The sequence below is a fragment of the Microbacterium sp. ZW3a genome (assembly GCF_057167165.1).
Genome location: NZ_CM169903.1, coordinates 2,893,815 through 2,906,059, shown reverse-complemented (window position 1 = coordinate 2,906,059; position 12,245 = coordinate 2,893,815). Strand labels below are relative to the sequence as shown.

11 protein-coding genes are annotated in these 12,245 nt (G+C 72.4%); 5 read left to right on the top strand and 6 right to left on the bottom strand.

Annotated elements, in window-relative coordinates; genetic code table 11:
- The 4 genes from cofC to cofG form a co-directional block, all read right to left on the bottom strand.
- Complete coding sequence (gene cofC / locus ACU6WY_RS13555) at positions 1 to 639, bottom strand: 2-phospho-L-lactate guanylyltransferase (RefSeq protein WP_483820167.1); 639 nt, start codon at positions 637 to 639, stop codon at positions 1 to 3.
- A gap of 135 nt (positions 640 to 774) precedes the next feature.
- The gene (gene fgd, locus ACU6WY_RS13550; RefSeq protein ID WP_483820166.1) at positions 775 to 1,785 is read right to left on the bottom strand and encodes a glucose-6-phosphate dehydrogenase (coenzyme-F420); all 1,011 of its coding nucleotides are present in this window, start codon (positions 1,783 to 1,785) and stop codon (positions 775 to 777) included.
- 38 nt (positions 1,786 to 1,823) lie between these two features.
- Complete coding sequence (locus ACU6WY_RS13545; protein ID WP_483820165.1) at positions 1,824 to 3,287, bottom strand: flavin-containing monooxygenase; 1,464 nt, start codon at positions 3,285 to 3,287, stop codon at positions 1,824 to 1,826.
- Complete coding sequence (gene cofG / locus ACU6WY_RS13540; RefSeq protein WP_483820164.1) at positions 3,284 to 5,689, bottom strand: 7,8-didemethyl-8-hydroxy-5-deazariboflavin synthase CofG; 2,406 nt, start codon at positions 5,687 to 5,689, stop codon at positions 3,284 to 3,286. The genes ACU6WY_RS13545 and cofG overlap by 4 nt, the downstream gene beginning before the upstream one ends.
- Before the next feature lie 127 nt (positions 5,690 to 5,816).
- Here cofG and ACU6WY_RS13535 point away from each other — a divergent pair, with 127 nt between their 5' ends.
- Positions 5,817 to 6,206, top strand: a complete 390-nt coding sequence (locus tag ACU6WY_RS13535) for a hypothetical protein (RefSeq protein ID WP_483820163.1) — start codon at positions 5,817 to 5,819, stop codon at positions 6,204 to 6,206.
- A 186-nt stretch (positions 6,207 to 6,392) separates the two neighbouring features.
- Here the strand turns inward: ACU6WY_RS13535 and ACU6WY_RS13530 are convergent, their stop codons facing one another.
- Positions 6,393 to 7,211: an ABC transporter permease gene (locus ACU6WY_RS13530; RefSeq protein ID WP_483820162.1), complete on the bottom strand. Its 819-nt coding sequence runs from the start codon at positions 7,209 to 7,211 to the stop codon at positions 6,393 to 6,395.
- Complete coding sequence (locus ACU6WY_RS13525; RefSeq protein ID WP_483820161.1) at positions 7,208 to 8,452, bottom strand: ABC transporter ATP-binding protein; 1,245 nt, start codon at positions 8,450 to 8,452, stop codon at positions 7,208 to 7,210. Before ACU6WY_RS13525 ends, ACU6WY_RS13530 begins: the two co-directional genes overlap by 4 nt.
- A gap of 87 nt (positions 8,453 to 8,539) precedes the next feature.
- Here ACU6WY_RS13525 and ACU6WY_RS13520 point away from each other — a divergent pair, with 87 nt between their 5' ends.
- The 4 genes from ACU6WY_RS13520 to ACU6WY_RS13505 all read left to right on the top strand — a co-directional run bounded on the left by ACU6WY_RS13520 (position 8,540) and on the right by ACU6WY_RS13505 (position 12,240).
- Positions 8,540 to 9,604 carry an enoyl-CoA hydratase/isomerase family protein gene (locus ACU6WY_RS13520; protein WP_483820160.1) on the top strand — a complete coding sequence of 355 codons (1,065 nt, stop codon included), beginning with the start codon at positions 8,540 to 8,542 and terminating at the stop codon, positions 9,602 to 9,604.
- 7 nt (positions 9,605 to 9,611) lie between these two features.
- Complete coding sequence (locus ACU6WY_RS13515; protein WP_483820159.1) at positions 9,612 to 10,487, top strand: LssY C-terminal domain-containing protein; 876 nt, start codon at positions 9,612 to 9,614, stop codon at positions 10,485 to 10,487.
- On the top strand, positions 10,484 to 11,008 hold the full coding sequence (locus ACU6WY_RS13510) for a hypothetical protein (RefSeq protein ID WP_483820158.1): 525 nt from the start codon (positions 10,484 to 10,486) through the stop codon (positions 11,006 to 11,008). Before ACU6WY_RS13515 ends, ACU6WY_RS13510 begins: the two co-directional genes overlap by 4 nt.
- A gap of 308 nt (positions 11,009 to 11,316) precedes the next feature.
- Entirely contained in the window at positions 11,317 to 12,240 is a 924-nt protein-coding gene (locus tag ACU6WY_RS13505; RefSeq protein ID WP_483820157.1) for a DnaJ domain-containing protein, read from the top strand.
- The last annotated feature ends 5 nt before the right edge of the window (positions 12,241 to 12,245 follow it).

Genomic DNA, 12,245 nt, shown 5'->3' with positions numbered 1-12,245 from the left:
TCAGGCCGCCGCTGCCGCCAACACCGCCGCCGTCCGCGGCCCCACACCCAGCGCCACGGCCTCGGCGAGTTGCGCGGCGGTGTCGACGTCGCGGCGGAGGGTCGACCCGCGCGGAACCGCGAGGTCGGTGCAGCCCAGCAGCCGGTGGCGGGCTGCGGAATCGGCGCCGAAGGCCGAGACCCACACGGCGCCCGGGCGGGCGGTGACGAGGGTGGAGCCGGTGCCCTCGGCATCCGGGACCAGGCCCCGCTCGACATGGCCGGCGAGTTCGAGCGCGGCGTCGAGGTCGTGCGGCGTCAGCGCGGGAAGGTCGCCCAGCAGAGCCGCGCGGGGCGCGCCCTGACCGGCGGCGACCGTGCCGAGCGCGATCGCGGAGTCGAGGCCGCGCACGTCGCCCTCGGCGATGACGTCGACCGCGGGCCACTGCGACACCTGCGTGCGCACGCCGGGATCGTCGGTCACGACGAGCACCCGCGTGACCCGGGGTGTTGCCGCGACCGCGGCGATCGTGTCGAGCGCGATCGCCCGCGCGAGCGCCTCGCGATCGGTGGCGACATCGGCCAACCGGGACTTGCCCTGCGCGGCGGGCTTCACCGGCACGACGACGGTCCAGCCGTCGCGGATCTCAGAAGTGCTCATCGCCTCCATTGTGTGCCGAACTCCGGAGTTATCTGCTTAGGGTGGCGTTTTCGGTGCGAATGGGGCAGGGCGCGCCCGATTCTCAGGAGTTCGGCCCGCCCCGTCCCCGCACCCACCGCCCTGGACGCCGCCGAGTCAGGCGAACCGCGCCCGCAGCCGCGGCAGCACCTCGGCGCCGTACGTGCGCAGGAACTCCTCCTGGTCGTGGCCGGGGTCATGGAACACGAGGTGGCGGAAACCCAGGTCGACGTAGTGCGCGATGCGCTCGACGTGCTCGTCGATGTCGGTCGAGACGATGAACCGGGATGCCGCCCGCTCGATGGGCAGCTCATCCGCGAGGCGCTGCATCTCGAGCGGGTCGTGCACGCTCATCTTCTCTTCGGGAGTGAGGGCGAGCGGCGCCCAGAAGCGGGTCTTCTCGAGCGCGGTGTCGTGGTCGGGGTGGTACGAGACCTTGACCTCCATGAGCGTGTCGATGTCGTCGCGCGTGCGCCCCTCTTTCGACAGCCCCTCGTCGAGGGCCGGCAGCAGCTTCTCGGTGTACAGCTCCGGGTCTTTGCCGCTCGTGGTGATGTAGCCTTCGGCGATGCGGCCGGCGAGACGCGTCGCCGCGGGGCCCGAGGCGCCGATGTAGATCGGCACCTTCTGCTCGGGACGGTCGTAGATCGTGGCATCCTTCACCGAGTAGTAGGTGCCCTCGAACGTGACCCGGTCTTCGGTCCACAGCTTGTCGATGAGGGTGATCGCCTCTTTCAGGCGCTGGAAGCGCTCGGGCGGCTCGGGCCACTCGAGGCCGAGGGTGACCTCGTTCAGCGCTTCGCCCGTGCCGACGCCGAGGGCGACGCGGCCCGGGAACATCACGCCGAGCGTCGCGAACACCTGAGCGATGACGCCCGGGTGGTAGCGGAACGTGGGGGTGAGCACCGACGTGCCGAGCATCACGCGCTGCGTGCGGGCGCCGAGCGCGCCGAGCCAGGGCAGGGCGTTGGGGGCGTGTCCGCCCTCGTGCCGCCACGGCTGCAGGTGGTCGGAGAGGAAGACAGAGTCGAAACCCATCTCCTCGGCGAGCACGCCGAAGTCGAGCAGCTCGTTCGGCCCGAACTGTTCGCTCGAGGCCTTGTATCCGAATCGCAGCGGAACGCTCATGACTCTCCTTCTCCGTGACCCGCGAGCGGGCCGATGCGTCAGCCGCGCACGGGGCTGTGCGCGGGTTCGAACTCCGACCCGTCGGTACCGGTCAGTCTCTCGTGAAATGCCTGCACGGTGCCCGGCCACAGAAGTGTCAGCCGCCCCGATCTCTCGTCGACGTACCAGTTGCGGCATCCGCCGGTTATCCAGGGGGTGGATGCCGCGGCCGCGGCGATCTCGTCCGTGTACGCCGCTTCGGCCTCGGGGCGGACGCGCAGCACGCGGTCGGTGCGGCGGTCGCGCTCGGCGAGGGCGCGGACGACGTACGCGGCCTGCTCCTCCATCATGAGCACGGCCGAGTTGTGGCCGAGGCTCGCGTTCGGTCCGTTGAGGACGAAGAGGTTCGGGAAGCCCGAGACCACCGTGGAACCGAAGGAGGTCATGCCGGTCTTCCAGTGCTCGGCGAGGGTGTCGCTCTCGCCGCGCACGAGATCGGCGTACGGCTGCTGCGTCGAGGCGAAGCCGGTGGCCAGCACGAGCACGTCGGCGTCGTGCTGTCGGCCGCTCGCGGCGGTGAGCGTCGACCCGTCGACCCGGTCGAGGGCGGTCGGTTCGAGCGTGACCCGGTCGGATGCCACCGCGGGATAGAACGCGTCGGAGAGCAGCACGCGCTTGCACCCGAAGGCGTAGTCGGGCGTGAGGGCGGCGCGCAGGGCGGGGTCGGCGACCTGGGCGTACAGGTGCGCGAGGGCGGCGTCGCGGGCGGCGGCGGAAGCCGCGGTGTCGCCGGAGCGCGACGCGAAACGTGCCTCACCCTCGGCGTAGAGCTCGGCGCGCAGCCGCGCGAGAGCGCCGGGGCTCTGGGCGAGGCGTTCGCGCTCCTCGAGCGGGATCTCGCCGCCGCCGCGGGGCACGATCCAGGCCGGGGTGCGTTGGAAGAGCGTCACGTGGGCGGCGGTCTGCGCGAGTTCGGGCACGAGCTGCACCGCGCTCGCTCCGGTGCCGACGACGGCGACCCGCTTCCCGGTGAGGTCGACGTCGTGATCCCAGCGCGCCGAGTGGAACAGCGGTCCGGGGAAGGACTCGAGGCCATCGATCGCGGGCACGTGAGGCTCGGTCAGTCGCCCGCACGCGAGCACGAGGGAGCGGGCCTGGAGCTGCTCGGCGCCGGTGTCGACGTGCCACAGCGAGGTGTCGGCATCCCATTCCGCGCCCACGAGGGGGGTGCGCAGCCGGATGCGATCACCGAGGCCCGCGGCGACGTCGCGCAGGTAGGACTGGATCTCGTGCCCCTCGGCGAATGTCTGCGACCAGCCCGCGTGCGGGTGCGCCGCGTAGCTGTACAGGTGTGCCGGTACGTCGCACGCGACGCCCGGGTAGGTGTTGTCGCGCCAGGTGCCGCCGACGTCGCCGGCGCGCTCGATGACGATGACGTCGTCGCGACCGGCGCGGCGCAGAGCATCGGCCATGCCGAGCCCGGCGAATCCCGCGCCCACCACGACGACGTCGACGACGCTCACGTGCGGGTCCCCGACGTCGCTACCCCGTAGTCGGTGGTGCGCAGACGGAACGGCCGCATCAGGCTTCGCGCGATCCGTTCGGCCGCCGCGACCGGCAGTTCGAGGCCCTGCTCGATGCCGGTGTCGGGCCTCACGCGCCCGTCGTAGAGCGTGCCGCCGAGGTCGTCGCCGCCGGCGCGCAGCAGCACCGCGGCGTTCTCGCGTCCGACGCGGGTCCACGGGATCTGCACGTGCGGGATCGCCCCCGACAGCATGAGGCGCGACACCGCGATCATCGCGCGGTGCTCGTCGAGCGGGGAGCGCCCCTCGACCAGCGGCACGTCTCCGCCCGGGAGTGGGATCGGCACGAATTCGGCGAAGCCCCGCGTCTCAGCCTGGAGGTCGCGCAGCCTCCGCAGGTGCGCGATGCGCTCCGCGGCGGTCTCGACGTGTCCGTAGAACAGCACGGACGTGGAGCGGAACCCGGCGCGGTGCGCGGCAGTGATGCCCTCGACCCAGCGGTCGATCTCGAGGTCACCCGGGGCGACGAGCCCGCGCACACGCTCGCTCAGCACCTTCACGCCCGTGCCCGGCACGGTGTCGACGCCCGCCTCGCGCATCGCGGCGAGGGCGCCATCGAGGCCGAGGCCACCGCGATCGGCGAGGTCGCGCACGTCGAGCGGACGGTACGCGTGCACATGGATGCCGGGAGCCCCGCGCTTCACCGCACGCACGAGGTCGAGGTATCCCGCGGGGTCTTCGCCCGCCGGGAGCGCGCCCTGGAGGCAGATCTCGGTGGCGCCGAGGTCGGCCGCGTCGGCGGCGATCGCCTCGGCCTCCGCGAGGTCGAATTCGCCCGCGCCGTTTCGGCCGGCGCGGCGGAACCCGGTCGAGGTGAGGTTGCGGTTCTGCACGAGCGTGATGGGCTCGCCGACGGTGTAGCGGCGCGCGTCGTCGGCGGCCGTGGTCAGGGCGTCGAGCTCGGCGCCGGTGGCGTGCAGGAGTCGCGTCCAGTCGGCGTCGTCGAGCGCGAGGGGATCCGCGGCGGCGCGCTCGGCGAGGCGCTGCACGCCGGGGTCGGCGGGGCGGGCGGAGGAGATTCTGGCTGCGGAGGATGCGGCGGGGTCGGGGCGTCCTCCCGTCGCGGAATCCCCTCCCGTGGCGGGCACAGCCGGCACCGCGCCCGGGATCACGTCGGCCGCGAGGCCCGTGGCATCCGCCAGTGCCTGCACGGGAGCGTGCAGCGCCGGGTCGATCCACCGCTCGGCGTCGCGCACGTACTCGGGGTGGGACGTGAGCCGCTCGCGCAGCAGGAAGCCGTGGGCGGCCGTCTGCGCGGCGAGGTCGTCGATGTGCGGCCACGGACGCTCGGGGTTGACGTGGTCGGCGGTCAGCGGCGACACCCCGCCCCAGTCGTCGATCCCGGCCTCGATCAGGTGCCCGAGTTCGCGCGGGTCGGAGAGGTTCGGGGGTACCTGGATGCGCATGTCGGGGCCGAACACCAGGCGCGCGACGGCGACTGTCGCGAGGTACTCGTGCATGTCGGCATCCGGAGCGCCCTGCATGGCCGTGCGGGGCTTGGCGCGGAAGTTCTGCACGATGACCTCTTGCACGTGCCCGTATCGGTCGTCGCTCTCGCGCAGGGCGACGAGGGACTCGGCGCGGTCGCGCACGGTCTCGCCGATGCCGACGAGGATGCCGGTCGTGAACGGGATGCCAGCGACCCCCGCGTCGTCGATGACGCGCAGGCGCAGATCGGGGTCTTTGTCGGGGGAGCCGAAGTGCACCTGACCGGGCTCTTCGTAGAGCCGGCGGGAGGTGGTCTCGAGCATCATGCCCATCGACGGCGACACGGGGCGGAGCGCCGCGAGCTCGTCGGGGTGCATGACGCCGGGGTTGGCGTGCACGAGCATGCCCGTCTCAGCGGTGATGAGGTGCGCGATGTGCGCGACGTACTCGATCGTCGAGGCGAAGCCGTGCGCGTCGAGCCACGCGCGGGCCTCGGGCCAGCGCTCTTCGGGACGGTCGCCGAGCGTCAGCAGCGCCTCTTTGCAGCCCAGGGCCTGGCCCTGCCGCACCACCGTGAGCACCTGCTCGGGGCTCATGTACGCGGGCTTGCGGAGCAGGTTCAGCTGGCCGGGGGTGTCGACGAAGACGCAGTAGTGGCACCGGTCGCGGCACAGCGTGGTGAGGGGCACGAACACCTTGCGCGAGTACGTGATGACTCGCGGGCGCCCGGCGCGCCGCAGCCCCTCGTCGCGCATGGTCGAGGCGGCGCGGGAGAGCACATCGAGCGGCGCGTGGAGCAGCAGTTCGGTCTCATCGACGTCGGGGCGGTGCCCGGCGCTCACGCGCGCGAGGAGGTCGTGGATGGTTTCGCCGGGGCCGGGTGCGACCTGCGGCGCAGCGCTGCCCGTGCTCATCGCTCCAGGCTATCCCTCCCCTCCGACACCCGGGCCGTGGGCGGGCGGGCGCCGGCCGGAGGGATCGTTGCGTTCTCGTGAGGCGCGGCGGTGATTCGGGCATCGCGGCGCTGGCAGGATGGATGCCATGGTGACCCTGCTGCTCGATTCGACGCAGCTCGAGGTCGTGCTCTCGCCGACCGAGCGTGCCCTGTCGTTCCGCAAGCGCAACATCGTGGTGCCGCGCTCCACGATCGATCGCGTCCAGCTCACCGACGACGCGTGGACGTGGTTGCGGGGCGTTCCCAACCCCGGCACCAACCTGCCGACCGCCGTCGCGATGGGCACGTGGAAGTCGGCCGGGGGCAACGACTTCGTCATCATCCGGCGCCGCAAGCCCAGCGTGGTCGTCGACCTGCGCGGGCATGACGAGTTCGAGCGGCTCGTACTCACCACCAAGCACGGGGTGGCCCTGCTCAAGGCGCTGCGCCTCGACGTGGCATCCGAGCCCGAAGACGTCGCCGACCTCGTTTCCTGACGCCGGCGCGGAGGTCTGCCGGCGCGGGCCTTGGCGCCGAATGCACACGTTCGGGTCGAGCGCACACGGTGCGGACGTCTCGAACGTGTGCGCTCGTCTCGAACGTGTGCTCTCGCGGCACGGCCCTGCCCGGGCCGGCCCGCCCGCCGCCCGAACGCCCCGCGCCCCTCAGCCTGCCCGAACGCCTCAGTCGATGTCGCGGCGCCAGGTGGTGAACAGGCCGATCACGACGAGCACCACGGCGTAGGCGAGCAGCACGAGTCCGCCGGCCCACCACTCCAGCGGCTCCGACCCGCCGGTCGACACCGCGCCGAAGATCGTCTGGCCCACGAGCGCGTCGCTCGCGGCGCTGGGTAACCAGCGCACGACCTCGTCGAGCCCGTCGACGATACCGGCCACGGTCCGCACGATCGGCTCCACGAACAGGGTCACGGCCAGCACGATCACGATCGCCGCGACCTGGTTGCGCACGACCGTGCCGACGCCGATCCCGACCACCACCCACAGCGCGAAGGCGAGCAGCATTCGGCCCACGAGCACCCAGGTGTCGGACTCCCCGAGCGCGGTGTCGAGGCCGAACGCGGTGAGCACGCCCGCCCCGGCGCCGATCGCCGCGATCGAGCCGAGCACGCCGTAGAGGAGCCCGACCAGGATGCCGACGACGAACTTCCCCGCCAGAACGACACCGCGACGCGGTGTGGCGAGGAACGTGGGGGTGAGGGTCTTGTGCCGGAACTCCGTCGTGACCATCAGGGTCCCGATCAGGAGCGGAAAGACGTAGCCCACCGCCGTCGCGGAGCTGTAGATGAGCGCGGGCAGCCCCTCTGCCGTCGGCGCGGGGCCGTTGGCTCCCGTGAGACGACCGGATGCCACGCCCCCGAACGCGAGAGCGAGCACACCGGCGGTGAAGCCGACGTAGACCACGAGCACGATGGCGAGCACCCACCACCCGGCGGTGGAGAACTGCTTCGTGTATTCGGAACGGGTCGAGGCGATCACGCTCATCGCTGCACCTCCGTGTCGTCGGTGCGGGCTTCGTCGCCGGAGGGCACGACGTCGATGACGCCCGTCGAGGCCACGGCGTACGACGGACGCGGGGCGCTCGCCTCGGCGTCAGGCCCGGCCGGGGCCGCGTCGCCGACCGCGGACCGCGGCGGGGCGAATACCGGCACAACCTCCGTCGAGCGGCGGGGCGCCTCTACCGGCGCGGCCGCGTCGGCCGATGGGGATGCCTCGACCGGAGCCGGCGCGTCTACCGGCGTGGGCGCCGCTGCTGGCGTGGGCGCCGGGACAACGGCATCCGGAGCCCCCACCGGTGCCGGCGCGACCGGCCCCGCGGCGCTCGCGTGCACGCGCGCTCCGCTGACCAGGTCGAGGAAGATGTCCTCCAGGCTCGCGCCCTTGCTCTGCAGGTGTGACAGCGCCACGCCCGCGCCGGCGGCCATCGTCCCGATCTCGACGGGCTCGAGGTGACGGATCGTGAAGCCGTTGCGCAGCAGCTGGTAGTCGATGCTGCGCTCGTCGAGGAGGCGCGACAGGGCGTCGCGGTCGGGGGAGTCCACGACCGTGGCGTATTCGTCGGGGTCGGCGAGGTCTTCGGTGCCGCCCTGGAACACCAGTCGGCCGCGCGAAATGATGAGCAGAGCGTCGACGGTCTGCTGCACCTCGCTGAGGAGGTGCGACGAGATCAGCACCGTGCGTCCCTCTTCGGCGAGGTGACGCAGGAGCGAGCGCATCCAGCGGATGCCCTCGGGGTCGAGACCGTTCGAAGGCTCGTCGAGCACGAGCACGCCGGGGTCGCCCAGCAGCGCCGTCGCCAGGCCCAGCCGCTGCCGCATGCCGAGGGAGTATCCGCCGACCCGGCGTCCGGCGACGTCGGCGAGGCCGACGAGCCCGAGGACCTCGTCGACGCGCGAGAGGGGCAACCGCGCGGCCCGGGCGTAGGCCCGCAGGTGGTTCGCGGCCGATCGCCCCGGGTGGAAGCTGGATGCCTCGAGCGCGGCGCCGACGCTCTGCAGGGGCGCCGCGAGGTCGGCGTATCGACGGCCACCGATCGTGGCGGTGCCCGACGTGGGACGCACGAGCCCCAGCAGCATGCGCAGCGACGTGGTCTTGCCCGCGCCGTTCGGGCCGAGGAATCCGGTGACCAGGCCCGGCTCCACCCGGGCGGTCAGTCCGTCGACGGCCGACACCGCGCCGAAGCGTTTGGTCAGCCCCGAGAACTCCAGCACCTGTCCTTCGGGCATCGGGCACCTCTCGTTCGGCGGGCGTTTTCCTCATCTTCCCCGATCCGGGGCCGAAAACCCATCTCGCGGTCTGTGTAACGTGGCACCGTGAACGCACAGCGATCCGACGACGACGCGGTCGCCGCGCGAGCCTGGCGCGGCGTCGGCCACCTGACCCTGAACCGTCCGCGCGCGATAAACGCCCTCGATCTCGGCATGATCCGCGCTCTCGCGACGACGCTGGACCGCTGGGAGCACGACTCCGACGTCGACCTCGTGCTGCTCGACGGCGCGGGCGACCGGGGCTTCTGCGCCGGCGGCGACGTGCGCGCGCTCTACGACCTCATCGTGGCGGGACGCCTCGACGAGGTGCACACCTACTTCCGCGAGGAATACGCGCTCAACGCCCGCCTGTCCGCGTACCCCACCCCCCTCGTCGCGATCGCCGACGGCGTCACGATGGGCGGCGGCATCGGTCTCGCCGGCCACGCGCGCATCCGCATCGTCACGGAGCGATCGCGCCTGGCGATGCCCGAGACGCGCCTCGGATTCACCCCCGACGTCGGTGGGTCCTGGCTTCTCGGCCGCGCCCCCGGGCGCCTCGGCGAGTACCTCGGCCTCACCGGGGCGACGATGGATGCCGCGGACGCGCTGTACGCGGGATTCGCCGACCACCTCGTGCCCACCGCGCACCTCTCCGCCCTCCACGAGGCGCTGCAGTTCCGCGCCGACCCGGCGAGCCCCACCGAACTGGTGCTGCTGTTCGACGAGACCCCGGAGCGGTCGAACCTGGAGACCTGGCGCCCGTGGATCGACGACGCGTTCTCGGCGGACGACCTCGGCGGCATCCTGCACCGCCTGCGCCAGCGCTGGGAGCCCGAGGCCCACGCCACCGCGGATCTCCTGGAGACCTCGGCACCGACGGCGATCGCCGTGACGCTCGAGGCCGTGCGCCGCGCCCGCGCCCTCCCCTCGCTGCGCGCGGCGCTGGAGCAGGAGTACGGTCTGGTCATGTGGTTCGCCGCCACCCAGCCCGACCTCGTCGAGGGCATCCGCGCGCAGCTCGTCGACAAGGACCGGTCGCCCTCGTGGACGCCGTCGCGCCTCGACGACCTCCCGCCCGACCGCGTCGCGGAGGCCTTCGCCTACGCCCCCGAGCCTGCGCTGTGGTGACGGCGCGATGACGACGCACGGACCGCGACGGCGGTGGTCGATCGGGCGGATGCTCGACGGGTTCTTCTTCGTCTTCGCCGGCCTCGCCGCCGTCTGGCTCGCCTACCTGAGCTTCACCCAGACCTTCACCCTCGGCTGGGGCGGCGTCGTCATGGCGCTGGTGTTCTGGGGCCTCCTCGCGTACCTCGTGCTGCCGAGACTGCATCGCATCCTCACCTCCATCTACGTGCCGGACTACTTCATGGGGCGCACGCGCACGTCGGACGGTCTGCTCGGCGACCCTGTCAACCTCGCGTTCCACGGCGACCGGGCCCGGATCGAGGCGGCGATGGCCGCGGCGGGATGGATCCCGGCTGACCCCGTGGGCTTCGCCTCGTCGTGGCGCATCGTGGCATCCACGCTCACTCGACGCAGCTATCCGACGGCACCCGTGAGCCCGCTGTTCCTTTTCGGCCGTATGCACGACCTCGCCTACCAGCAGGAGGTCGCGGGGTCGCCGGCGCAGCGTCACCACGTGCGCCTCTGGCAGTGCCCGGACGAGTGGCTGCTGCCGGGCGGACGCCGGGTCGACTGGCTCGCGGCGGGAACGTTCGACCGCGCCGTCGGACTCTCGCTCTTCACGCTCCAGGTCACCCACCGCATCGACGCCGACACCGACATCGAGCGCGACCACATCGTCGAGACGGTGCGAGCGGTGCCGGGCGTCGCGGTCGATGTCATCCGTGATTTCTCCACCGGCTACCACTCGCGCAACGGCGGGGGAGACAGCATCACCACCGACGGCGACCTGCCGATCCTCGATGTGCGCGGGGTCGACCCGCGGGTCGTCGGGGAGCGGATGGATGCCAGCCCGCAGGGCATCACCGGGGAGGCGCGACCGTGAGCGAGCGGCATCCGAAAAAGAGGGCGGCCTTCGAGCCGCTCGCCGCCCCCGTCACCCACGACCCGATGATGCGTCGGCCGGGTGCGACGGTCGCCGGCGGAGTGCTCGTGCTGCTGCGCGCCGTCTCGGGACTCGTGTGGGCCTTCACGGTGGCCTTCGACCTCCCGCCGTGGCTGCAGGTGCTCTCGGCTGCCGCGGGTGGCGACGCCGACGAGCCGACGGCGCTCACGCTCTCCGACTTCGACGTGGATGCCGGGCTGTTCCTCGGCATCATGGGGGTGATCTTCCTCATCCAGACGGTGTTCGGCATCCTGCTGCTGCGCGGCAGCAACGTCGCGCGGGTCATCGGAATGCTGCTGTCGACGATCTCGATCACGGCGGCGTTCATCGGCTGGTGGGAGTTCGGGCAGGAGATCACCGTGGGTACCACCCTGATCACGGTGAGTCTCGACATTCTGGTGCTGCTCGCCCTGTCCAGTCGTGATGCCGCCGCCTACGCCCGCCGCAACGAACGGCGCTGACGCCGGGTCCGGTCGCGGGCGATCGGTGTCATCCGCACAACTCCTGCGGAGTGGTCGCTGAGGCGCCGACGGCGCGGGCATCCGGCAGTTCTGCCGGAGTTGTGCAGTCGGCGGCGCGCGGCCGGGTGAAAGCCAGGGGCGCACAACTCCTGCAGCATCCGTCCGTGGGCCGGGCGGCGGGGCGAACTCCCGGAATCTGCCGGAGTTGTGCAGCCGTCGGGGAGTCCCCGGCCGGATCCCGGGCCCCGCACAGACGGCGCCGACTAGCCTGGAGGATGCCGCGCCCGAGCGGCGGAACGGATGAGGGTGTGTTCGACAGTCCCATGTCGCTCTCGGCATACGAGGTGCTTCGCGTCGAGGCCGAGATCGACGACGAAGGTCTGCGCCGTGCCTATCGCGTGCGGTTGCGCGAGACGCACCCCGACACCGGTGGCGACGCCGCCCTGTTCGTGCAGGTTCAGCGGGCGTGGGAGCTCGTCGGGACGCCGGAGGCGCGCGCGGCCTACGACCGCGGGCGCGGGCACGCCGCCGCCGAGTGGGGCGGCGAGGCCACGGCATCCACTCCCGCGCGTCCTGACACACGTCCGCGGGCCCGGGCGTACGGGCAGCCCGGCGGGTGGCGGCGCGAGCGCTACCTGTCGCTGATCCGCGAGTGGGTCGGGCGCGGCGTCGACATCGCCGACCCGTACGACCCCGCGCTCGTGCGGTCGGCACCGCCGGAGATCCGACACATCCTCGCCGACGCGCTCGCCGAGGAGGAGACCGCGCGACTGGTCGCCGAGCTCGGCATGGGGTACACCGTGTGGCACGACGTCTTCGCCGACCGTGACGGCCTCGACCCGGAGCAGAAGGTCGATCACCTCGTGCTCGGGCCGAGCGGTCTCTTCGCGATGCTCAGCGAAGACTTCGGCGGCCCCGTGGGTGTGCGGCGCGGCGAAATCACGGGCCCGAACGTCATCGGCGCGCCCGTGACGCAGCTCGTTTCCCGCGCTCGGGTCGTCGCGCGGGCGTCCGGGGTGCGCTTCAGCGGTGCCCTCGTCGTGCTCCCCGACGACGCGATCCTCGACGCGGTGACCGAGCTGGGAAAGGTGCGCGGCACCCCGGTGGCGCTCGTCGCCCGCAGCGCTCTCACGACACTGCTGCGCCGCGGCCTCCCGGGGGCCCGCGAGGTCGGCGGCACCGAGCTGTTCGACATCCGTACCCGCCTGCAGCAGCGCGTCCGCCACGTCTGACGGCC

What these genes read in the sequence shown, in the direction of transcription:
- fgd (WP_483820166.1), bottom strand. Translation starts at nt 1,785, where the DNA reads ATGAGCGTTCCGCTGCGATTCGGATACAAGGCCTCGAGCGAACAGTTC.
- ACU6WY_RS13525 (WP_483820161.1), bottom strand. Translation starts at nt 8,452, where the DNA reads ATGCCCGAAGGACAGGTGCTGGAGTTCTCGGGGCTGACCAAACGCTTC.
- ACU6WY_RS13515 (WP_483820159.1), top strand. Translation starts at nt 9,612, where the DNA reads ATGACGACGCACGGACCGCGACGGCGGTGGTCGATCGGGCGGATGCTC.
- ACU6WY_RS13530 (WP_483820162.1), bottom strand. Translation starts at nt 7,211, where the DNA reads ATGAGCGTGATCGCCTCGACCCGTTCCGAATACACGAAGCAGTTCTCC.
- cofG (WP_483820164.1), bottom strand. Translation starts at nt 5,689, where the DNA reads ATGAGCACGGGCAGCGCTGCGCCGCAGGTCGCACCCGGCCCCGGCGAA.
- ACU6WY_RS13535 (WP_483820163.1), top strand. Translation starts at nt 5,817, where the DNA reads ATGGTGACCCTGCTGCTCGATTCGACGCAGCTCGAGGTCGTGCTCTCG.
- cofC (WP_483820167.1), bottom strand. Translation starts at nt 639, where the DNA reads ATGAGCACTTCTGAGATCCGCGACGGCTGGACCGTCGTCGTGCCGGTG.